The following is a 20672-nucleotide window of genomic DNA, read 5'->3' as shown; positions in this document are numbered from 1 at the left end:
GATGCCGTTTCTGACCGCCAGCGAGCTTTACCGCTTCTACCATAACGGCGACGCCGAGACCGCCGCCCTGCGCGGCCTCTCCCTGACGCTGCAGGCCGGCGAGTTTGTCGCGGTGATGGGGCCGTCGGGCAGCGGCAAATCCACCTTGCTCGCCTGCCTGGCCGGCCTGGAAGAGCCCGACGGCGGCTATGTCGAGGTGATGGGGCAACGGATCTCGCGCCGACCGGAAAAGCAACGCGCCGCCTTGCGCGCGCGGCACATCGGCCTGCTGATGCAGTCCGGCAACCTGTTCGAGCACCTCAGCGTCGAAGGCAATCTGCAGCTGCAGATGCGGCTCGCCGGCCGGGTCGACACGGCGCGGCTTGAGCACCTGCTCGAGCAAATGCAGTTGCAGGCGCGGCGTCACGCGCGTCCTTCGCAGCTGTCCGGGGGCGAGGCGGCGCGCGCCGGCCTGGCGGTGGCCCTATCGGCCAACCCCGCGGTACTGCTCGCCGACGAGCCGACCGCCGAAGTCGATGGGCAGACCGAAGCCGGCATCCTGGAGCACCTGATGGCTCGCCGTGACCCCGAGCGCGCGATGCTGATCGCGACGCATAGCCCGGCGCTGGCGGCCCGCGCGGACCGCGTCGTCCAGATCCGGGACGGGCGCTTGCTCCATGGCTGACGCGCTGATCGAGGCCCGAGACCTTGGCCGAACCTACCTGCAGGGCGGCACCCCGGTCGCCGCGGTGCGCTCGGCCACGTTCCAGTTGCAGGCGGGCGACCGGGTCGCGCTGATCGGCCGCTCCGGCAGCGGCAAGACCACCTTGCTGCACCTGATGGCCGGGCTGGACCGGCCCAGCAGCGGCGTCATCCGCTGGCCGGCGCTGGGGAGCGCCGACACGCTGTTGCCCGCCAAGATCGCCCTGGTGTTCCAGGCGCCGAGCCTGCTCGAGCCGCTGACGGTCGCCGAGAACGTCGCCTTGCCGCTGATCCTGAGCGGTGCCGGCGGTGACGTGCCGCAGGCGGTGAGGGATGCGCTCGCGGCCTTCGGCCTGGAAGAGCTGGCGGACAAGCTGCCCGAAGAACTGTCCGGCGGGCAGATGCAGCGCGTCGCCATGGCGCGGGCGATCGTCGGCAGCCCGCGCCTGATCCTGGCCGACGAGCCCACCGGGCAGCTCGACCAGACGACCGGCCGCGCCTTGCTCGACGCGCTGGCCGCCCACCTGGCCGGGAGCGCGACCGCGCTGGTGCTCGCCACGCACGACCCCATTGTGGCCGAGCGGATGGCGGCGACCTGGCAGATGCAGGATGGGGTGCTGCAGTGTCCGACGGGGTCGTCGCCATGATCGGCCTGTGGCTAGCCGGCCTGATCCGCTGGCGCAAGGGCCGGCTGGTCGGCACGGTGGCGGGCATCGCGCTGACCGTCGCCATGCTCGCCGCACTCGGCGTCTTCCTCGGCCAGAGCGCGTCAACGATGACCCGCCGCGCCATCGCCGGGGTGCCGGTGGACTGGCAGTTGCGGCTCGTGCCGGGCAGCTCGACGCCGGCGATGGCGGCCGCGATCGCCAAGGCCGCCAGGGTCTCCACACTGCACGCGGCCGGCTACGCCGACGTCGCCGGCCTCGAGGCGCACAGCGGCGGCACCGTGCAGACCACCGGCGCCGGCAAGGTGCTCGGTCTCGATGCCGGCTATGCGCGGGATTTTCCGGGGCAATTGCGCTTGCTGCTCGGCACGCTCGACGGCGTGCTGGTCGCGCAGCAGACGGCCGCCAACCTGCACGTCGGCGTCGGCGACACGGTCATCGTTCACCGCCCCGGCTTGGTACCCGCCGAGGTCCGCATCGACGGGGTCGTGGACCTGCCCAACGCCGATTCGCTGTTCCAGGCCGTCGGCGTCCCCCCGGGCGCTGCGCCGCAGGCTCCGCCCGATAACGTGGTACTGCTGCCGCTGGCGATGTGGCACCGCCTGTTCGACCCGCAGGCCGCGGTTCGCCCCGACTCGGTGCGGACGCAGCTGCACGTCGCGCTGGCGCATGCCGGTCTGCCCAGCGACCCCGGTGCCGCGTTGGTTGCGGTACAGGGCGCGGCCAGAAACCTCGAAGCGCGCAGCGCAGGCAGCGGCGTGCTGGCCGACAACCTCGCCGCGCGGCTCGACGCGGTGCGCAGCGATGCGCTGTACGCCAAGGTGCTGTTCCTGTTCCTGGGGGCGCCGGGCGCCCTGATGGCGGCCTTGTTGACGCTGGCGGTGGCGGCGTCCGGTGGCGGCCGGCGCCGGCGTGATCAGGCCCTCTTGAGGATTCGTGGCGCGTCGCGCGGGCAGATCATGACCCTGGCCTCGGCCGAGGCGGCCTGTGTCGGGATAGTCGGTGGCGTGCTGGGCCTGACGCTGGCCGCACTGTCGGTGCGCGCGCTGTTCGGTCTCGGTCTTGCCGACAATGTCGCCACGCCGGAGGGCGCCGCGGCGCTGCTGACCGGCCTGCTGCTCGCCCACCTTGCCTTGCTGCTCCCCGCCTGGCGCGACGCGAGGGACAGCACCGTCGTCGCCGCGCGGATGGCGATCGGCCCCGAACGCGCCGCCCTCTGGCAGCGCATCGGCCTCGACGGGGTGCTGCTGATGCTGTCCGCCGTCGTGTTCTGGCAGACCTGGAGTACCGGTTACCAGGTGGTGCTGGCGCCGGAAGGCACACCGGCCGCGTCGGTCGAGTACCAGGCGTTCCTGGCGCCGGTGCTGTTGTGGCTGGGGGTTGGGCTATTGACGATCCGGCTGTGCGGATTCGGCCTGGTGCGCGGCCGTGTGTACCTGGCGCGCTGTCTGAGGCCGATAGCCGGGACCTTGGCCGAAGTCGTGGCGGCCGCCATCGGCCGCCAGCATCGTCGCCTCACGCGGGGCGTGGCCTTGATCGCGCTGGCCTTCGCCTTCGCGACCTCGACGGCGGTGTTCAACACCACCTATCACGCCCAGGCACGGGTCGATGCCGAATTGACCAATGGCGCGGATGTCGCGGTCACCGGCACGCTGCAGGCGCCCGCGTCGGCGAGACTGACGGCGCTGGCGGCCTTGCCCGGTGTCAGCGCCGTGCAAGCGATGCAGCACCGGCTGGCCTACGTCGGCAACGATCTGCAGGACCTGTACGGCATCGACGCCGGTCGTATCGGCGAGGCGACGCAGATGTCGAACGCCTATTTCCAGGGAGGCGATGCGCGCACCACGCTGGCGCGGCTGGCACAGACCCCGGACGGCATCCTGGTCTCGGAAGAAACGGTGACGGACTTCCAGCTGCAGCCCGGCGATAGGCTGACGCTGCGGCTGCAGCGCGCTAGCGACAGACAGTACCATCAGGTCTCGTTTCGCTTCATCGGTGTGGTACGCGAATTCCCCACCGCGCCGCGCGATTCCTTTCTGGTCGCTAACGCCGCTTACGTCGCCCAGCAGACCGGAGTGAGCGCTGCGGAAATCGTCCTGCTGCGGACCGGCGCTGCGCCGGCGCAGGTGGCGGCGGCCGCGAGACGAATAGTGCAGGGCATGCCGGGCGTGAAGGTCAGCGACATCGGGCAGGCCCAGCGCCTGATCGGCTCCAGCCTGGTCGCGGTCGATCTGGGCGGGCTGACCCGCGTGCAACTGGTCTTTGCCGTGCTACTGGTAGCCGGGGCGACCGGGCTGATCCTCGCTCTGGGGCTGGCCGACCGGCGGCGCACTTTCGCGGTGCTGTCGGCGCTCGGCGCCAAGCCCCGCCAGCTTGCCGCCTTCCTGTGGAGCGAGGCGCTGCTGCTGTTCGTCGTCGGCACCGGCATCGGCGTCGCCACCGGCTTCGGGCTCGCCTGGATGCTGGTCAAGCTGCTGACCGGCGTGTTCGACCCGCCGCCCGAGGCGCTTAGCGTGCCCTGGGCCTATCTGTTGGCATTGATCGGTGTCGCCTTGCTCTCGGCGGTGCTGGCGGTGCTGATGGCGCTGCGGGAAACCGATGTCCCGGCGGTGCAGCGGATGCGGGACCTTTAGGAGCCCACCTTATTCGGGCCGCGACGGCACCACCATCACCCGCGGCGGGTGGCCGGTCAGCTTGAGAAAGCGCGCTAGCTCAGAGCGTGGCACCGCCAGCGTTTCAGTGTTGACCAGTGGATGGCACAGGATCGCGTCCGCCTGCCACAGCGCGGCGTCAATCACCACGTCCACCGCGCCGTCGCGGTCGTTGAACGCGGCGAGCAGCGTCACCGAACCCGGCTCCAGCCCCAGATAGCGCAACAGCCGTTCCGCCGAGGCAAAGCGCAGCCCCTTCAGGCCCAGCTCCGATGACAGCGCCTTCAGGTCCACCGTCGCATCGGCCGGCACCGCCACCAGCAGGTGGCGATTGCCCTTGGCGTCGCACAGGAACAGGTTCTTGGTTTCCGCGCCCGGCAGATTGGGGGTCAGCAGCCGCGCTTCCTCGCAGGTATACACCGGCGGGTGTTCGAAGCGCTGGTAGGCGAGGGCGTGCTGATCGAGAAAATGGTAGAGGGTGTGTTTCATGTTCACAGCCTACCATGGGGCGGCAGCAAGGTTGGCCGAACGGGGTGGGTGCACATCCAGCGTGGCAAGAGTACAACCCGTCCTGAGGGGATGGTCGGTTACGGCGATACATCTCCCCCATTTGTAATACACCGTCAGTAAGGTTGGCCGAACCCCGGGCGCCGGCCCGGATCATCGAGGACAAGCCGTGGCCTACATCCATCTGTATTGCGAACGCCTGGCGCCGGGGCTGCTCGGCGAGCCGGTCAACACCCTGAGCAATCTGGCCTTTTTTGTCGCCGCCTGGCTGGTCTGGCGGCGGGCGGCATTGGCCGACGCGTGGCAAAGGCGTGGCCGGCTGCTGGCGGGGCTGATCGCGCTGATCGGCGCCGGCAGCTTCACCTTCCACGCCGTCGCCACCAGCTGGACGAAGCGGCTGGACGAGCTGCCGATCCTATTGTTCCAACTGGTGTTCCTGTGGTTTTACGGGCGCGGTGTCGCGGGGCTGGGACGCGTGGCGGTTGCGGCGGGGCTATTGGTGTTCCTCGCACTAGGCGCCTGGGCTATCCGCTACCCGGCACTGTTCAACGGTTCGCTGGCCTATTTGCCGGCGCTGCTGGTGCTGCTCGGCATCGCGGCCTACCACGGCCTGACGCGCCGGGTCGGCGCATGGCAGTTTCTCGCCGCCAGCGGCGTCTTCATGGTGTCGCTAACCTTCCGTAGTATCGACATGGCCGTCTGCCCGAGCCTCCCGCTCGGCACGCACTTCCTGTGGCACCTGCTCAATGCAGTGGTACTGGGGCTGTCGGCGGCGGGCCTGCTGACCAACGAGGCGGCGGACGGGGAGGGCAGGCCCGGCCGGATACCGGATGAGGTCAAGGCCTGACAGGCCGAGGCCCAAAAGAAAGCCCGGAAGGCTTCCGGGCTTGAGGGTTTTCCAGGTGGTCAGCTCAGGGCCGACCCGCTGCGGTCTTCTTCCTTCGCTTCCAGTTTCAGGTAGGCGTCCGCCATGACGATACCGAACACGAGGTGAGCGATCAGCGTAGTCCAGCCACGCGCTTCGGCAAACCACGGGAAGAACGCCGTCATGCCGTAGAAGTTGACCAGATACACTGCCAGACCGAACACCGCGCCCGCCACCGAGGCCATGCCCCAGCTCGAATCGAAGTGGAACGGCGCCATGATCAGGCCGAGGATCAGCCCCATGGCGATCGCCAGCACGAAGTGGACGACCAACGCCGTCACGACGATACCAATGCTGAACGAGGCCGGCGACGCCAACGCTCCCGAGCCCATCACGATCGCCGCGATCATGTGCGTCGGTGCCCACAGGCCGGCGCCGCTCAGCGATGCGGCCAGCAGGTCAAGCACTAGGAACACCACCCCACCGGAGACACCGGCCATCGCGGCCGCGCGCCAGTCGGGCAATCTGTGCGCCCATTGATGCGATTGCATGTGTAGATCCATGGCTAGCTCCTTTTCGCGTCCAGCCGAAATTGGCACGCTAATACCTAAGGTTCGACAGGAAAAAGTGACAAAAGTGCGACGCCGGACGCGGCCTCTATGAGTAGGGTGCTAATCGACTCAGCCAGCCGCTCGCCCGCGGTTGAGCAGTCCACGTCCACGTGCTCTCTGGGCTGTCGGCAGTTGCCTTGCCGGCGTGAAAAACCGCGGCGGGGATGGCCTGCTGGTCGAAAGCCGCAAGACGGCTAGGCCTGACAGGCGGGCAAAATGGCCCGGCGGCAGGTGCCCGAGCCAGGCGGCTGTTTTCCCGGCAGATTTCCCTCGGGGTTGTATATTCCAAACAGAAGAAGGGGAAAGAACGGTTTTTGTTTGCTCGTTTTATCGCGCGGAGATTCGAAATGAAAATTTCGTTAGTCAAATACGCTGGTACCGCAGTGCTGGCCTCTTGTCTTGCACTGCAGCCTATGCAGGCATCCGCTGCGATGGTTTCCACCCAGGACGCCGCAACGTCTCAAAAAATCCAGGCGGATCGCGAGAAGGTCCGTACCTTCCTGGATAGGGCCACGGTCAAGGATAAACTGCAGGCCATGGGCGTTCAGGCCGCCGTCGCCAAAGACCGGGTGGATGCGCTGTCCGACAGTGAGGTAGAGCTTCTGGCGCAGCAGATCGATTCGCTGCCAGCCGGCGGTAACATCGGCAATACCGAACTCATCATCATCTTGCTGGTAGTCATTCTGGTCATCGTTCTCATCTAACGCAGAACGCTTGCCAGTGGAAGGGGCTCCGGCCGGGAGCCCCTTTGGTGTGCCTGCTGAGCCCTAGTCGGGATTACCTATGCGAAGAGCGTCCTTAGCGCAGCTGCTCGGCTTATTTCTGCTAGTACTGCTCGCCGGCTGCGCCACGACGCCTCAGACCAACACCCTGCTTGCCAATCGACCCGCCGACCTACCCGAGCGGGCCGAGGTGAGCGGCGTGCCGTTTTTCCCTCAGGATGCCTACCAATGCGGCCCGGCCGCGCTCGCCACCGTGCTGGTCAAGGCCGGCGTGGCGACCACACCGACGCAGCTGAGCCCGCAAGTCTATCTGCCGGAGCGGCAGGGCTCGCTGCAGGCGGAGCTGCTGGGCGCGACCCGCCGCTACGGCATGATCGCCTATCGGGTGAAGCCGGCGCTGGAATCGGTACTGCGCGAGGTTGCCGCCGGCGACCCGGTGGTGGTGCTGCAGAATCTGCGGCTGAAGAGCGTGCCGCAGTGGCACTACGCGGTGCTGGTCGGCTACGACCTGGCGCGTACCCGGGTGACGCTGCGCTCCGGCGATGTCGAGTGGCTCGAGATGCCGCTCGACCGTTTCGAGCGCAGCTGGGCGGATGGCGAGCACTGGGCCATCGTCGTGCTGCCGCCGGAGCGCCTGCCGGAGACAGCGACCGAGGGCGACTATTTAACCGCCGTCGCCGCGCTGGAACGTGTGTCACCCACTGCGGCGCAGCGCGCTTACCGAACCGCCCTGGCACGTTGGCCGAACAGCCTCGTGGCGTCGATCGGCCTGGGCAATGCCGCTTACGCGCGGAAGGACCTCGGCCAGGCCGAACGCGCTTACCGTCAGGCGATCGCCCAGCATCCGGATTCCGGGGACGCCTGGAACAATCTTGCCCAGGTGCTGGCCGATGGCGGGCGCTTGGCCGAGGCCAGGGCCGCGGCCGAGCACGCCATTCTGCTCGGCGGACCGCACCGCGCGCAGTATCAGCAGACGCTTAGGGAAATGGCCGGCCCCACCGCCCAGCCGGCAGGCTTATAGCCGGCGGGTCTGGACCAAACAAGCGTGCTTTCGGGAAGAGGACGCGCACATAAAAGCAACCGCCGCACACCAGAGCGGTGCACGGCGGTAGGAAAGCCCCGGCAACACCGGGAATCACATATGCCGGCTGAACTGTCGGCGCTCCGCTCCGGCCATCAGCTTCATGAAGGCATCGGTGCGCATGTGGATCAGTTCTTTGTGGTCCCCGGCCTCGAAGTACACGTCATCCTGCTGCAACAGCGACTCGTCGACATAGGTGGACATGCCGCCATAAGCCGCCGCGACCGGGGGCGGGATGGCTCCCACTTCACAGTCCTTGAACAGCTTACCCAGATCTTCCTCGCAAGCGAGGCGTAACTGGCGTCCGATATCACGGCTCAATGTGGAAAGCAGCACGTGACAGGTTGCCGGCAGCACTGCCGCGACATAGCCTCCGTCATCTTCAAGTAGCACGGTCTTGGCCAGCCGGTCACCCGGGATGCGGGCAAGTTCGGCGGTTTCCATGCTGTACTGGCTGGCCGGGTGCCACGCCACGTCATACTCAATACCCGAACGATTCAAGTAGTCGGATAGGGTTATTGCAATCGCCATGATGGGCCTCCTTTTCATCGGGGCCTCCCGGCGCAGCCCGAGCAGGCCGGTATGCCCCACGAGGCGTCATCCGCGTTTGAGTCGCGCCTCAATCGACACCTCACTTCAGGATAGTCGGTGCGAGCCCTCTGCGGACGTTGGCCGAATCCAAAGAAAAGCGGATACCGGAGACGGCCTCCGCCGTTGCCTTGAGCGGCGTTCCCCGCCGCATGCAGGATCAAGCCCATTATTGGCAGGTACTGCCCCGGCGTTGCGGCTATGTTTCGGGTGGTGGTTTCTTGTTTGACGGCCCGGTCGGGGCGTGGAGGGTATCGATATGCGTACCGAGCACAAAGGCTATCGCCCGGGGTATGGCGGTTATGTCTCGGAGTTCACGCAGTTTATGGATCACTACCTGGAAGAGCACCCGGAAGTGGTCGAAGACCAGCGCAAGGGCTGGTATCTGTTCTGGGACCACAAGGTCGATCCGCAGGACCCGGAAAAAGAGAAAGGTGATGGTGCGCCGGTGAAGGGCTACGACTATTTCTGAGCAGCTAGCGCTGCACAGGCCCGGCAAAACCGGCTTTACGCTTCGGCCAACCTTCAAGGTTGGCCGAATGCTTTTCGCGACGAGTGTTCAGGCCTTGGGCGTAATCAGCGCGCGGTATTCGCGCAGCACGGCACTGGTCTGGCGTTCGGCGTCCAGTAGCGCATCCGCCTGCGGCCAGCCGGTGAAGGTCAGCTCCGCGTCCAGTGCCTGCAGGGCGCGGCGGCCGGCGGTGCACAGCTCCACCGCCGCATTGAAGTCGGCCGGGCTCAGCACCTTGCCGTTGCGGATCTTGCGGTAATGCACGCTGGCCATCTGCGCGTACTGCCGCGCGGTTTCATGCTCGGCCAAGCCCCCCGACTTTTCCATCACGGCAAACAGCTGCATCACCGCCTGGCAGGCCGCCTCGGCCAGCGCGAAGCGTTTCAGTTCCGCCGCCTTAGCGGCGTTGCCTGGTTTGGCAGCTTTGGATTTTTTCGGTTTGGCGGCCATGCGGCGTCTTCCTTCTATCGTGCCTGGCGCGGCACCGTGGGTATCGAGGGCGGAGATTTTACCGCGTAGGGCGGGGGCCGGGTCGGCGATTTGAGGCGCCGGCGCACTCTGGCAGGGCGACAAAAAGCCCAGGCACGCGGCCCAGGCTTTTTGCTGAATGCTGGTGGAGGGAGAAGGATTCGAACCTTCGAAGGCAGAACCGTCAGATTTACAGTCTGATCCCTTTGACCGCTCGGGAACCCCTCCAGAAGAGGGCTGGATACTATAGCGGCCTACCGGCAGAGTCAAGCCGCTGGGCACTGCCCGGCGCGTCATCCGAAGGCATTTATCACCTCAAGATAGAACTCGTCGCCATGCTTCAGCGACCAAGCAAAATGGCTATGCGCTTTGCCTCGAAAGACAACTCGGTTAACGTCGAGCAATCCTGCAGTTGCTCCTGCTGCCCGATGACGGGCAAACTGAATTGTTTCCTGCGTGACATTAACCCAACCCGGATTCTGCACGATGACCCCATCCGCTATTCCCGCACAAGAGCGTCTCTCCCGTTTGCGTCAGGCCATGCAGGCGCACGCCGTTGATGCCTGTTTCATCCCCTCGGCGGATCCGCACTTGTCGGAGTACCTGCCGGCGCGCTGGCAGGGGCGACGCTGGATGAGCGGTTTTCGTGGCTCGGTCGGCAACCTGATCGTCACGGCCGACTTTGCTGGGTTGTGGGTGGACAGCCGCTACTGGGAGCAAGCCAAAACCGAGCTGGGCGGCAGCGGCATTACCCTGATGAAGACCGATTCGGCGGCCAGCGTGATCTATATCGACTGGCTGGCGGCGCATATTCCGGCCGGCGGTACGGTGGCGGTCGACGGCAACGTGCTCGCCCTCGAGGGGAGCCGGGCGCTGCGGGCGGCGCTGACGCAGGCGGGCGTCACCCTGCGCACCGACCTGGACCTGCTCGACACCATCTGGCCGGACCGTCCCGGCCTGCCGGGCGCGCCGGTGTACGAGCACCTGCCGCCGTACGCCGCGGTGAGTCGCAAGGACAAGCTGGTCTTGGTGCGTAACGCCATGCGGGCCTCTGGGGCCGACTGGCATGTCATCTCGACCCTCGACGACATCGCCTGGCTGTTCAATCTGCGCGGCAGCGATGTGAACTACAACCCGGTGTTCCTCGGCCATGCGCTGGTGGGTGAAGACCATGCCACGCTGTTCGTCGCGCCGGGGGCGATCGATGCCAGGTTGGCCGAACGGCTGGCCGACGATGGCGTGCGGGTGGCGGAGTATGCGTCCGCCCGCGTGGCGCTGGCCGCGCTGCCGGAACACAGCACGCTGCTGCTCGACCCGCGTCGTGTCACCCTCGGCATGGCCGAAGCCGTACCCTTGTCCGTCAAACGCGTCGAAGCGATCAACCCGTCGACCTTGGCCAAGGCGCAGAAAACCGCCGACGAGGCGACGCACATCCGTTTTGCGATGGAGCAGGACGGCGCGGCGCTGTGCGAATTCTTCAGCTGGCTGGAACAGGCGCTGGCCGACGGGCAGCGCGTCACCGAGCTGGACATCGACGAGCAGATCACCGCCGCCCGCGCACGCCGGCCGGGCTTCAAGAGCCCCAGTTTTGCCACCATCGCCGGCTTCAACGCCAACGGCGCGATGCCACACTATCATGCCACGGCCGAAAGCTTCGCGGTGATCGGGGGGCAGGGGCTGTTGCTGATCGACTCGGGCGGACAGTATCTGAACGGTACGACGGATATCACTCGTGTCGTGCCGGTCGGCGAGCCCACCGACGCGCAGAAGCGCGATTTCACCCTGGTTCTGAAGGGCATGATCCAGCTGTCGCAGGCACGGTTTCCGACCGGCACGCGCAGCCCGATGCTGGATGCGCTGGCGCGAGCCCCGATCTGGGCGGCCGGCGTCGACTATGGTCATGGGACGGGGCATGGCGTGGGCTACTTCCTCAATGTCCATGAAGGCCCGCAAAGCATCTCGATCCTGCGGACGCCGGACGAGCACACGGCCATGCTGGCCGGAATGGTGACCTCGAATGAGCCGGGGATTTATCGGCCCGGCCAATGGGGGGTGCGTATCGAAAACCTGCTGCTGAACGTGCCGGCGCCCAACTCCGAATTCGGCGAGTTTTTGCAGTTTGAGACGCTGACGCTTTGCCCGATCGATACCCGTTGCCTGGATCTGGTCCTGCTGCGCGAGGACGAGCGGGCCTGGCTGAATACCTACCACGCCGAGGTGCGTCAGCGGCTGTCGCCGCTGCTCGACGGCCTTGCTCATGCCTGGCTGCTGCGCCGCACCGGAGCGATCTGATTGACCCCGGTTAGTGCTCCGCTCGAGGCGGAGCGCTATCCTGGCGAGGAACAAGCCAACTCACGGGAGGCATCACGATGAAAAGTAGAACCATGCCGTACCTGCCGGCATTCGTTGCCCCCGCGCACTTCACCGACCCTGCGGCCGCCCTGGCCCAGGCGCGGCTGATTTATGAGGGCAGCGTGGCCCATTTGCGCGAGGCGATGCGCGACTTCGTCGCCGGCGAGACGCTGCCCGGGCATGTGCGGGCCTGCTACCCCTACGTGCGGATTCAGACCGACACGGTGGCGCGCTTCAATACCGCCGACAAGCCCAGCCTGAGCTACGGCTTTGTCGCCGGGCCGGGTCGTTTCGAGACCACGCTGACCCGCCCCGACCTGTACGGCGATTACTACCTGGAACAGTTCGAACTCTTGTTGACGAGCCACCAGGGCGAACTGGAAATCGGCACCAGCTCCCAACCGATCCCGGTGCATTTCTCGTTTGCCGAACACGACCACATCGAGGGCAGCCTGAGCGCAGAGCGCCGCCAGTTGATGCGTGACGTGTTCGACCTGCCGGATTTGTCGGCGATGGACGATGGAATCGCCAACGGCACCTTCGAGCCGGAACCGGGCGAGCCGCAGCCGCTGTCGCTGTTTACCGCGCCGCGGGTCGACTATTCGCTGCATCGATTGCGCCACTACACCGGGACGGCGCCCGAGCACTTCCAGAATTTCGTGCTGTTCACCAATTACCAGTTCTATATCGATGAATTCGTGCGCCTGGGCCACGAGGCGATGAACGACCCCAACAGCGAGTACGTCGCCTTCATCGAACCCGGTAATGTCATCACCCGCCGCAAGGGCTTGGCGGCCGAGCCGGGCGACGAATTGGGCAAGGCGCCGCCGCGTCTGCCGCAAATGCCGGGCTACCACTTGATCCGCGCCGATCGCAGCGGCATCACCATGGTCAATATCGGCATCGGCCCGGCCAACGCCAAGACCATCACCGACCATATCGCCGTGCTGCGCCCGCACGCCTGGATCATGCTGGGCCACTGCGCCGGGCTGCGCAATTCGCAGCAGATGGGCGACTACGTGCTGGCCCACGGTTATGTGCGCGAAGACCATGTGCTGGACGAAGACCTGCCGCTGTGGGTGCCGATCCCGGCCTTGGCCGAAATCCAGGTGGCGCTGGAAACGGCGGTGTCGGATATCACCCAGGCCAGCGGGACGGAGCTGAAGCGCATCATGCGCACCGGCACCGTGGCCAGCACCGACAACCGCAACTGGGAACTGCTGCCGGACAATCGCCCGCAGCGCCGCTTCAGCCAGAGCCGCGCGGTGGCGCTGGACATGGAAAGCGCCACCATCGCCGCCAACGGCTTCCGCTTCCGCGTGCCCTATGGCACCTTGCTGTGCGTCAGCGACAAGCCCTTGCACGGCGAAATCAAGCTGCCCGGCATGGCCAACCATTTTTATCGCGAGCGTGTCGACCAGCATCTGCGCATCGGCATCCGCGCGATAGAGCTGTTGCGCGGGCAGGGCGTCGACAAACTGCACAGCCGAAAGCTGCGCAGCTTTGCCGAGGTGGCGTTTCAGTAGAAGGGAATCCGCCGCGCGAAGCCGTGCCGCACTGCCGGGGCCGATGCCCTTTGTGGACATGTGCGAAGCGAGGCGGATTGAAGCCACCCGTTGCGATGCCTTTCGGCCAACCCAAAACCCGCCACCCTTGGCGGGTTTTTCGCGCTTAAGCCGTCGCTGGTCTGCCCTCAAGCCATCCCTTGGAGAAGCGTACGATTTTCAGAATTCTGCGTCTTCCCTGTTGAGAGCGAACGCAGCGTTTAATACTAAGAGGTGACGTACTGAAGCAAGAGGCACAGGGCAGAGTGGGAACCTTGCGGGCGGTTTAGGCAAAGCCATTTGCAGGCACTACCAGGTGCCGCATGCTGGCCGAGCTTTCAAACCGCCACGAGGCTGTAATGGGCGGTGGGCCATTCTTGTTTCTGCGCCAACTGGAGGAAGGCTTGTAGAGAGGCGGTTCTGGGTGGTGAACGCGTACCGGCCGAAGCGCCTGGTGGGAACCGGAGGGTTGGCAAATGGTAGGTCATTCGTCCCGTCCTGATGTAAGCGCTGACACCGTGCTGGAAATCGTGCGCGGCATGTCGTCGGAGCTGCGCCCGCACCAGGCAAGCATCCCATTCGTGACACTGGACAGCGCGTTTGAGCGGGAGGTCGGGTTCGATAGCCTGGCCCGCGTCGAACTGTTGACGCGCATCGAGCGCGCGTTCGACGTCAAGCTGCCGGAAGCGGTGCTCGGCAGCGCCGAGACGCCGCGCGACGTGCTGCGTGCCGTGCTCGAGGCCAAGCACGTGCGCCGGCCGGAAGCGGGCGAAGCCCTAAGGCACGCGACCCCAGCGCCGGTGGAGCAAGCCCCCGACAGTGCCGAGACCCTGCTCGACGTCCTCGAATGGCACGTGCGCGCCCACCCTGAGCGTGTCCACATTGTGCTCGAATCTGGCGCGGGCGAAGAAAAGCGGATCAGCTACGCGGACCTTTACGGCCAGGCAATGGCCATCGCCGTCGGGCTGCTCGACAGTGGTCTTCGGCCGGGCGGCGCGGTCGCCATCATGTTGCCGACCAGCCCCGCGTACTTCTTCAGCTTCATCGGGGTGCTACTGGCGGGCGGGGTGCCTGTGCCGATCTATCCGCCGGTGCGAGCGTCCCAGATCGGCGATCACCTGCGGCGTCACGCCGCGATTCTCTCGAACGCGCTCGCCCAGATACTGATCACGGTCCCGGAAGCCAAGCCGTTGGCCGCGCTGCTTAAGGCCCAGGTCGAGACCTTGCGCCGCGTGGTCACGGCAGAGGAGTTGGCGGTCACCGGCGACGGCCCGGGCAGGGTCGCACGCAGCCCGGACAGCACCGCGCTGCTTCAGTACACCTCCGGCAGCACGGGCGCCCCGAAGGGGGTGGTCCTCACTCATGCCAACCTGCTGGCGAACATCCGGGCCATGGGACAGGCCATCCAGGTCGGTTCGCAAGACGTGTTCGTGAGCTGGCTGCCGCTGTACCACGACATGGGGCTGATCGGCGCCTGGCTGGGAAGCCTGTACTTTGCGTTCCCGTACGTGGTGATGTCGCCGCTCACGTTTCTGGCTCGGCCTGAGCGCTGGCTGTGGTCCATCCATCGAAACCGGGGCACGCTGTCAGGCGGCCCTAACTTCGCCTACGAGCTGTGTCTGCGCAATGTGGATGAGCGCGCGCTCGACGGACTCGACCTGGGCTCGTGGCGCTTCGCGTTCAACGGCGCGGAACCGGTGAGCGGCCAGACCATGCGCGCCTTCGGCCAACGTTTCGCCCGCTATGGCCTGCGGCCGGAAGCGCTGGCGCCGGTCTTCGGGCTGGCGGAAGCCTCGGTGGGGCTGACCTTTCCAACGACGGGTCGCGGTCTGGCGGTGGATCGTATCAAGCGCCGCGAGTTCGAGGTTTCCGGCAAGGCGGTCCCGGCGGACGCTGGCGAGGATGATGTACTGGAGTTCGTCGCCTGTGGCCGGCCGCTGCCTCGCCATGAAGTGCGCATCGTCGACGGCACCGGGCGCGAGACCGCCGAACGCCAGGAGGGGCGTCTGCAATTCAAGGGCCCCTCCGCCACCAGCGGGTATTTCCGCAACGTGGAGCAGACGCGCCGGCTGTTCGTCGGCGAATGGCTCGACACGGGTGATTACGCCTACGTGGCGGCGGGCGAGCTGTATCTCACCGGGCGCGTCAAAGATGTGATCTTCCGGGGCGGTCGCAATCTCTACCCCTACGAGCTGGAACAAGCGATCGGTCTGACCCCCGGTATCCGCAAGGGTTGTGTCGCCGTGTTCGGCTGCGCCGACCCGAGCACCGGCACCGAGCGCATCGTGGTAATGGCGGAAACCCGCGAGACCGATGCGCAAGCGCTCGAACGCTTGCGCGAACAGGTCCAGACCACCGCCGTCGACGTGCTGGGCATGCCTGCCGATGACGTGGCCTTGGTGCCACCGCATACCGTGCTGAAAACCTCCAGCGGCAAGATACGGCGGGCCGCGAGCCGCGCACGCTATCAGGAGGGCGACTTCGCTCGGCGCCGCGCCCCGCTGTGGTGGCAGCTTGCACGCTTTGCGTGGAAAGCGGTGCTGCCGCAACTGCGGCGCAGCGGGCGGCTGATCGCCGAGGTCGCCTACGCGGTCTACGCGTGGGTCTCCTTCTGGTTGCTGGCCCTGCCGACCTGGCTGATCGCGATCGCGCTGCCTCGTCCGGCGTGGAGCTGGGCGGTGAGCCATCGCGCGGCGAGACTGCTGCTGCGCTTGGCCGGCACGCCGTTCAGCATCGAAGGGCTGGAACAGTTGCCGGGCAAACAGAGCTGTGTCGTCGTCGCCAATCATGCGAGCTACTTGGATGGGATCATCCTGGTCGCGGCGCTGGCGAAGCACTTCACTTTCGTCGCGAAGCGAGAACTGCGGGAACAGTTCGTCTCGGGGGCCTATCTGTCGAGCATCGGCGCGGAGTTCGTCGATCGCGCCGACCCCTACAAGGACGCCGACCGCGTGGCGTCCTTGGTGCGCGCTGGGCGCTCGGTGCTGTTCTTCCCGGAAGGCACGTTTCAGCGCAGGCCGGGTCTGCAAGCCTTCCATATCGGCGCGTTCGTTGCGGCGGCGCAGGCGGGTGTGCCTGTGGTGCCGGTCACGATCCACGGCACGCGCTCTGCTTTACGCGACGGCCAATGGTTCCCGCGCCGCGGCCCGATCAGCGTCGTCATCGGCGCACCGATCTGGCCGGACGGCAGCGGCTGGTCGGCTGCGCTCAGACTACGGGACGCGGCCCGGGCTACGATACTGCCGTTGTGCGGCGAGCCCGATGCGGCGAACGAAACAACGCCGGAGAACCGTCCAGCATGATGAGATCTCTGGTCAGGGCGGGCCGCGTCGCGATTCTGGTCTCAATACTCGCACCGTTCGCGCACGCGGACGGCGGTCCGGGGCCCGTCCCGTCGACCGGCGAGGATCCCGTCGTGCTGGCCGCCGGCGACATTGCGCAGTGTCCGGGCCGCGGTGCCGCCCTGACGGCCCGCCTGCTCGAGGGACTCACCGGCGTCGTGCTGGCGGTGGGCGACCTGGCCTATGAAAGGGGCACCCTCGAGGAGTTCGAACACTGCTACGAGCCGACCTGGGGTGCTCACAAGGCACGCACCTACCCGGTGCCGGGTAACCACGAATACGAGACGCCCGATGCCGCAGGCTATTTCGCCTACTGGGGAGACCGTGCGGGCTCCCCCGGACAAGGCTATTACAGCTTCAACCTCGGGGCTTGGCACTTGATCGCGCTCAATAGCAATCTCGAGTCCGAGGCGGCTTCGGAGCAGGAGCGCTGGCTGAGCGATGACCTCGCGGCGACGCTCGCCCGCTGCATCCTGGCGTTCTGGCACCACACGGTGTTCAGCTCCGGCTTCAACGGTCAGACGCCGCGCACCGTCCCGCTCTATCGGGCACTGTACGCGGGTGGCGTCAGCGTACTCATCACGGGCCACGACCATCATTACGAACGCTTCACGCCGCTGGACCCGGCCGGCCGCACCGACGAGCAGCGCGGTATCCGCGTGTTCGTCGTGGGAACCGGGGGAGCCAAACTGTACCCCAGTCTGATTCGGAAGGCGGGCAGTGAGGTAAGGGCTTCAGGGGTATGGGGCATCCTGAAGCTCGTCCTGTATGCCGAAAGTTACCATTGGGAGTTCCTCCCTGCCGGGCAAAGCAACTTCAGCGACGCCGGCGATGGCCGCTGTGTTGAGCGGGAGACTAAGGGCGATGTGCTCGACCGGCCCTGATGCGGCGGCGTGCCCCCAGCCGGCATGCTTCTGGTCTTCCGCGCCTCTAGAGGGTCCGAATGTGAAAAACCGACCATTCCACGAACGCCTTGGATTTGCCTTGAGCGGCATCAGCGCCGCGTGGCGCAGCGAGGCGAGCTTCCGCATCCAGATCATCGCCGCGATCGGTGTGGTGCTGGTGCTGCTGTGGCTTCGTCCCGCCGCCATCTGGTGGGCGATTACGGTGTTAGCCATCGGTTCTGTGCTGGCCGCCGAATTGTTCAACACGGCGCTGGAACACGTGATCGACCAGCTGCACCCTGAGCAGGCCGACATGATCAGGACGGCCAAAGACTGTGCCGCCGGGGCGGTGCTCGTGCTGTGCGTCGCCGCGATCGCGGTGTTCGTTGTGCTGCTGATGCAAACATGAATGGCGAAGTCGGGTGCTTGGCAACGAGATTGGCGCGCCGCGCTATGAACGAGGCCGCCAGAACCTATCCGGTGTGTCATCCGCGCAGCCGGCAAAGGAACGGTTCGGCGACTCGTTGAAGGGGCTGGTTTGAAAGATGCTGCTTCCACGCGCTCACCCTGCCATGTAGCAAGCGCACAAAACCGGTTTAGATGGGCGATGAACGAGAAAAGGGCCACCGCCCGATATGATGGACGTCCAGCAGGACCTCCATGTCTATCTCGGGCGTGGCCCCGGCAAGAAGCGGCCCGCGCCTGATGCACTGGCGCGGATCGGCCCCGCCTCAGAACGGCTTGGTCGGCAGGAATTTGCCGTCGAGCGTGATCACCGCGCGCGAGCCACCCTCCGGGTCGGCCACCTTCTTGATATCCAGCTTGAAGTTGATGGCACTGATGATCCCGTCGCCGAACTCTTCGTGAACCAGTGCCTTCAAGGTGGTGCCGTAGACCTGGATCATCTCGTAGAAACGATAGATGGTCGGGTCGGTCGGGATGCCGCCGGCGATGCTGCCGCGCAGCGGGATGCTCTGCAGCAGCCGTACGGCCTCGGCATCCAGACCCAGGCGTTCGCTCACGATTTCAGCGGCGTCCTTCGGGAGGGCGTGCTGCCCCAAGAGCGCGGCGGTGACATAGGCGAGGCTGAGCCCCGTTCCTTCGGTAAGGTCTTTCCAGGAAAGGTCTTTGAGTGCCTTGGCGGCGAGGATGCGGGCAGTCAGTTCGAGGCGGGAATCTTGGTAGACGTTGGATTGTTGCATGGTGCTTCCTTTCGGTTGGGGAGAACGGTCAGGCGACCAGGGCGCTACGTTTTGCTTGCGTAGCACGGGTTTGGGGGAATTCGGCGAGGGAGACGAAGCGATTGGTTACGCCGTCCAGAGCGATGATCGAGCCGGTCTCGATGTCGTAGACCCAGCCGTGCAGGGTGAGTCGGCCCTGTTCCAGCGCGAGCGCCACCGAGGGGTGGGTCTTGATATTGGCCAACTGGGCGATGACGTTTTCCCGGACAAGCGAATCGAGTCGCGCCTCGGGGGAGGTGTGGGTGCGGGCGGCGTTCACCAACTTGGCCGAATCGGCGTGGCGCAGCCAGTTGGCCACCGCGGGCAGATGGTCCAGGCACTTGCAGGTCGAGATCGCGGTCATCGCGCCGCAGTCCGAGTGACCACAGATCACGATGTCGGTGACGCTGAGCACGGCGACGGCGTACTCGACCGTCGCCGAAACGCCACCCGGTTCCGGGCCGTAGCAGGGGACGATATTGCCGGCATTGCGGATGACGAACAGATCGCCCGGCTCCTGCTGGGTGAGCAGCTCAGGCACGACCCGGCTATCCGAACAGGTGACGAACAGAGCGGCCGGGCTCTGGGTGGTCGCGAGCTTCTTGAACAGCTCGGACCGTTCCGGGAACGCGTCCTGCTGAAATTTCAAGAACCCGTCGATGATTGCCTTCATGGTGTTTCTCCTTGGCAGGTGAAGCGATGGCGCAAGAATGAACCGGTTTGGCTATAGCGTCTAAGACCGATGTACAATAGAAACTATAATTTCTACCTATAGTTATCGGACATGCTGCTACGACACATCCGCTACCTGCTGGCGGTCGCCGAACACGGCAACTTCACACGCGCGGCCGAGGCGCTCTATGTTTCGCAACCCACACTGTCGCAGCAGATCAGGCAGCTTGAGGAATCGCTAGGGGTGCAGTTGCTGGACAGGACGGGAAGGGCGGTGCGGCCGACTGACGCCGGCGAGGCGTACATCCAATATGCGCGCAGGGCGCTGAGGGAACTGGAGGCGGGACAACGGGCAACCCACGATGTGCAGGACCTGTCGCGTGGGTCACTGAGACTAGCGATGACGCCGACGTTCACGGCGTACCTGGTCGGGCCGCTGATCGAGCGCTTCACTACCCGCTACCCCGGCATCGAGCTGAGCATCCATGAGATGACCCAGGACGCCATCGAGTCCGCGCTGGCCGAGGATGCGGTTGATCTCGGCATCGCCTTCACCGAAGTGCGCTCTGCCGAGATCGACGGCCAACCGCTCTTTATCGAAAAACTCAGCGTGGTCATCGGCAGCAAACACCCGTTTGCCTGCCGTTCGCAAGCGGTCACGCCTGCGGAACTGGAAAAAGCGTCCCTGGCGCTGTTGAGCACCGACTTTGCGACGCGGGCCTATGTGAACGAGTATTTCCAGAAGCTGGGCATTTCCCCGCGCATCTCAATCGAAGCGAACACGATCAGCGCCATCGTCGAAATCATTCGACGTGGAAACATCGCCACGATTCTTCCGGAGGCGATCACGCGTGAAAACGCGGCACTCCGCGGGGTTGAGCTATTTCCCGCCTTGCCTCATCGCACCGTGGCACTGCTGCGCCGCAAAGGCGGCTACCAAAGCGCGGCGTCGCTAGCCTTTGCCGAGGTAATCGAAACCATGATTGCGGATGGAGCATTGGGCTGAATCACGCGCTGCGTGGGCAGAGCGCTGGCATGAGCACGTTGAGGTTGGCCGAAGCCCTGCTCAGCGGCCAAGAGCTACCCTGTCGGCGAATGGGAAAATCAGCGGGACCAGAGGATCGTCACACTCTAGAGTGAAAGCACCCCACAGGTTACCGATCTCGGCAAGCTTCCCAAAATGTGTGGCTAAGTGAATTGGCCAGACTTGCTAGCCACTGGCAGCTTTCGGCCCAGGCTGTGTAAAAACGAAGCCCGACCCGGTTGGCACGGACCGTTGCAGGGTGCCGATCTTGAGGGCAACGAAGTC

The 20672-nt window shown here is 65.7% G+C and carries 19 protein-coding genes and 1 tRNA gene; 13 read left to right on the top strand and 7 right to left on the bottom strand.

What is annotated here, in order from left to right; genetic code table 11:
• The first annotated feature begins 1 nt into the window (after position 1).
• From ACZ2IA_RS01860 to ACZ2IA_RS01850, 3 genes are read left to right on the top strand one after another with little or no spacing between them, the layout of a single operon-like run.
• Positions 2-664, top strand: a complete 663-nt coding sequence (locus tag ACZ2IA_RS01860) for an ABC transporter ATP-binding protein (RefSeq protein ID WP_470290862.1) — start codon at positions 2-4, stop codon at positions 662-664.
• Positions 657-1328 (top strand): ABC transporter ATP-binding protein, encoded by a 672-nt coding sequence (locus tag ACZ2IA_RS01855; RefSeq protein ID WP_470290861.1) that lies wholly within the window; start codon positions 657-659, stop codon positions 1326-1328. The genes ACZ2IA_RS01860 and ACZ2IA_RS01855 overlap by 8 nt, the downstream gene beginning before the upstream one ends.
• Positions 1304-3979 (top strand): ABC transporter permease, encoded by a 2676-nt coding sequence (locus tag ACZ2IA_RS01850; protein WP_470290860.1) that lies wholly within the window; start codon positions 1304-1306, stop codon positions 3977-3979. Before ACZ2IA_RS01855 ends, ACZ2IA_RS01850 begins: the two co-directional genes overlap by 25 nt.
• Positions 3980-3988: 9 nt before the next feature.
• Here ACZ2IA_RS01850 and ACZ2IA_RS01845 read toward each other — a convergent pair whose 3' ends face one another.
• Positions 3989-4486 (bottom strand): prolyl-tRNA synthetase associated domain-containing protein, encoded by a 498-nt coding sequence (locus tag ACZ2IA_RS01845; RefSeq protein ID WP_470290859.1) that lies wholly within the window; start codon positions 4484-4486, stop codon positions 3989-3991.
• Between the two features lie 187 nt (positions 4487-4673).
• Here ACZ2IA_RS01845 and ACZ2IA_RS01840 point away from each other — a divergent pair, with 187 nt between their 5' ends.
• A complete protein-coding gene (locus ACZ2IA_RS01840) occupies positions 4674-5351 on the top strand; it encodes a ceramidase domain-containing protein (protein ID WP_470290858.1) in 678 nt (225 codons plus the stop codon).
• A gap of 59 nt (positions 5352-5410) precedes the next feature.
• Here the strand turns inward: ACZ2IA_RS01840 and ACZ2IA_RS01835 are convergent, their stop codons facing one another.
• On the bottom strand, positions 5411-5932 hold the full coding sequence (locus ACZ2IA_RS01835) for a hypothetical protein (RefSeq protein ID WP_470290857.1): 522 nt from the start codon (positions 5930-5932) through the stop codon (positions 5411-5413).
• Between the two features lie 395 nt (positions 5933-6327).
• Between ACZ2IA_RS01835 and ACZ2IA_RS01830 the strand changes: the two genes are divergently transcribed.
• The gene (locus tag ACZ2IA_RS01830) at positions 6328-6684 is read left to right on the top strand and encodes a PA2779 family protein (protein ID WP_470290856.1); all 357 of its coding nucleotides are present in this window, start codon (positions 6328-6330) and stop codon (positions 6682-6684) included.
• 79 nt (positions 6685-6763) lie between these two features.
• Positions 6764-7723, top strand: coding sequence for a PA2778 family cysteine peptidase (locus ACZ2IA_RS01825; protein ID WP_470290855.1), 960 nt, complete (start codon positions 6764-6766; stop codon positions 7721-7723).
• A gap of 114 nt (positions 7724-7837) precedes the next feature.
• Here ACZ2IA_RS01825 and ACZ2IA_RS01820 read toward each other — a convergent pair whose 3' ends face one another.
• Complete coding sequence (locus tag ACZ2IA_RS01820) at positions 7838-8314, bottom strand: aminoacyl-tRNA deacylase (protein ID WP_470290854.1); 477 nt, start codon at positions 8312-8314, stop codon at positions 7838-7840.
• A 316-nt stretch (positions 8315-8630) separates the two neighbouring features.
• On the opposite strand from ACZ2IA_RS01820, the gene ACZ2IA_RS01815 reads away from it, so the two are divergent.
• Complete coding sequence (locus ACZ2IA_RS01815) at positions 8631-8843, top strand: DUF3460 family protein (RefSeq protein ID WP_470290853.1); 213 nt, start codon at positions 8631-8633, stop codon at positions 8841-8843.
• A gap of 87 nt (positions 8844-8930) precedes the next feature.
• On the opposite strand, the gene ACZ2IA_RS01810 is transcribed toward ACZ2IA_RS01815, so the two are convergent.
• Entirely contained in the window at positions 8931-9332 is a 402-nt protein-coding gene (locus tag ACZ2IA_RS01810) for a hypothetical protein (RefSeq protein WP_470290852.1), read from the bottom strand.
• Positions 9333-9493: 161 nt separating this feature from the next.
• Positions 9494-9578 (bottom strand) — tRNA-Tyr (locus tag ACZ2IA_RS01805).
• 258 nt (positions 9579-9836) lie between these two features.
• Here ACZ2IA_RS01805 and ACZ2IA_RS01800 point away from each other — a divergent pair.
• From ACZ2IA_RS01800 to ACZ2IA_RS01780, 5 genes are all read left to right on the top strand, one after another.
• Positions 9837-11642, top strand: coding sequence for an aminopeptidase P family protein (locus tag ACZ2IA_RS01800; protein ID WP_470290851.1), 1806 nt, complete (start codon positions 9837-9839; stop codon positions 11640-11642).
• A gap of 77 nt (positions 11643-11719) precedes the next feature.
• The gene (locus ACZ2IA_RS01795) at positions 11720-13228 is read left to right on the top strand and encodes an AMP nucleosidase (RefSeq protein ID WP_470290850.1); all 1509 of its coding nucleotides are present in this window, start codon (positions 11720-11722) and stop codon (positions 13226-13228) included.
• A 536-nt stretch (positions 13229-13764) separates the two neighbouring features.
• The gene (locus tag ACZ2IA_RS01790; protein ID WP_470290849.1) at positions 13765-16548 is read left to right on the top strand and encodes an AMP-binding protein; all 2784 of its coding nucleotides are present in this window, start codon (positions 13765-13767) and stop codon (positions 16546-16548) included.
• On the top strand, positions 16545-17471 hold the full coding sequence (locus tag ACZ2IA_RS01785) for a metallophosphoesterase family protein (protein ID WP_470290848.1): 927 nt from the start codon (positions 16545-16547) through the stop codon (positions 17469-17471). Before ACZ2IA_RS01790 ends, ACZ2IA_RS01785 begins: the two co-directional genes overlap by 4 nt.
• A gap of 100 nt (positions 17472-17571) precedes the next feature.
• Positions 17572-17880: a diacylglycerol kinase gene (locus ACZ2IA_RS01780; RefSeq protein WP_470290847.1), complete on the top strand. Its 309-nt coding sequence runs from the start codon at positions 17572-17574 to the stop codon at positions 17878-17880.
• A 322-nt stretch (positions 17881-18202) separates the two neighbouring features.
• On the opposite strand, the gene cynS is transcribed toward ACZ2IA_RS01780, so the two are convergent.
• Together cynS and ACZ2IA_RS01770 are read right to left on the bottom strand one after the other, a co-directional pair.
• The gene (gene cynS, locus ACZ2IA_RS01775; protein ID WP_470290846.1) at positions 18203-18673 is read right to left on the bottom strand and encodes a cyanase; all 471 of its coding nucleotides are present in this window, start codon (positions 18671-18673) and stop codon (positions 18203-18205) included.
• A 28-nt stretch (positions 18674-18701) separates the two neighbouring features.
• Positions 18702-19364, bottom strand: coding sequence for a carbonic anhydrase (locus ACZ2IA_RS01770; RefSeq protein WP_470290845.1), 663 nt, complete (start codon positions 19362-19364; stop codon positions 18702-18704).
• A gap of 111 nt (positions 19365-19475) precedes the next feature.
• Here ACZ2IA_RS01770 and cynR point away from each other — a divergent pair, with 111 nt between their 5' ends.
• Positions 19476-20369, top strand: a complete 894-nt coding sequence (cynR, locus tag ACZ2IA_RS01765) for a transcriptional regulator CynR (protein ID WP_470290844.1) — start codon at positions 19476-19478, stop codon at positions 20367-20369.
• Positions 20370-20672: the final 303 nt, after the last annotated feature.

This window comes from Crenobacter sp. CS_VA4, assembly GCF_055597485.1.
This window is presented reverse-complemented; position numbering and strand designations above follow the sequence as displayed.

Excerpts from the sequence above, each read along its gene's own strand:
- ACZ2IA_RS01845 (WP_470290859.1), bottom strand. The coding sequence starts at position 4,486 with ATGAAACACACCCTCTACCATTTTCTCGATCAGCACGCCCTCGCCTAC.
- ACZ2IA_RS01815 (WP_470290853.1), top strand. The coding sequence starts at position 8,631 with ATGCGTACCGAGCACAAAGGCTATCGCCCGGGGTATGGCGGTTATGTC.
- ACZ2IA_RS01820 (WP_470290854.1), bottom strand. The coding sequence starts at position 8,314 with ATGGCGATTGCAATAACCCTATCCGACTACTTGAATCGTTCGGGTATT.
- ACZ2IA_RS01770 (WP_470290845.1), bottom strand. The coding sequence starts at position 19,364 with ATGAAGGCAATCATCGACGGGTTCTTGAAATTTCAGCAGGACGCGTTC.
- ACZ2IA_RS01825 (WP_470290855.1), top strand. The coding sequence starts at position 6,764 with ATGCGAAGAGCGTCCTTAGCGCAGCTGCTCGGCTTATTTCTGCTAGTA.
- cynR (WP_470290844.1), top strand. The coding sequence starts at position 19,476 with ATGCTGCTACGACACATCCGCTACCTGCTGGCGGTCGCCGAACACGGC.
- ACZ2IA_RS01795 (WP_470290850.1), top strand. The coding sequence starts at position 11,720 with ATGAAAAGTAGAACCATGCCGTACCTGCCGGCATTCGTTGCCCCCGCG.
- ACZ2IA_RS01835 (WP_470290857.1), bottom strand. The coding sequence starts at position 5,932 with ATGGATCTACACATGCAATCGCATCAATGGGCGCACAGATTGCCCGAC.
- ACZ2IA_RS01800 (WP_470290851.1), top strand. The coding sequence starts at position 9,837 with ATGACCCCATCCGCTATTCCCGCACAAGAGCGTCTCTCCCGTTTGCGT.
- ACZ2IA_RS01810 (WP_470290852.1), bottom strand. The coding sequence starts at position 9,332 with ATGGCCGCCAAACCGAAAAAATCCAAAGCTGCCAAACCAGGCAACGCC.
- ACZ2IA_RS01860 (WP_470290862.1), top strand. The coding sequence starts at position 2 with ATGCCGTTTCTGACCGCCAGCGAGCTTTACCGCTTCTACCATAACGGC.
- ACZ2IA_RS01855 (WP_470290861.1), top strand. The coding sequence starts at position 657 with ATGGCTGACGCGCTGATCGAGGCCCGAGACCTTGGCCGAACCTACCTG.
- ACZ2IA_RS01830 (WP_470290856.1), top strand. The coding sequence starts at position 6,328 with ATGAAAATTTCGTTAGTCAAATACGCTGGTACCGCAGTGCTGGCCTCT.
- cynS (WP_470290846.1), bottom strand. The coding sequence starts at position 18,673 with ATGCAACAATCCAACGTCTACCAAGATTCCCGCCTCGAACTGACTGCC.
- ACZ2IA_RS01785 (WP_470290848.1), top strand. The coding sequence starts at position 16,545 with ATGATGAGATCTCTGGTCAGGGCGGGCCGCGTCGCGATTCTGGTCTCA.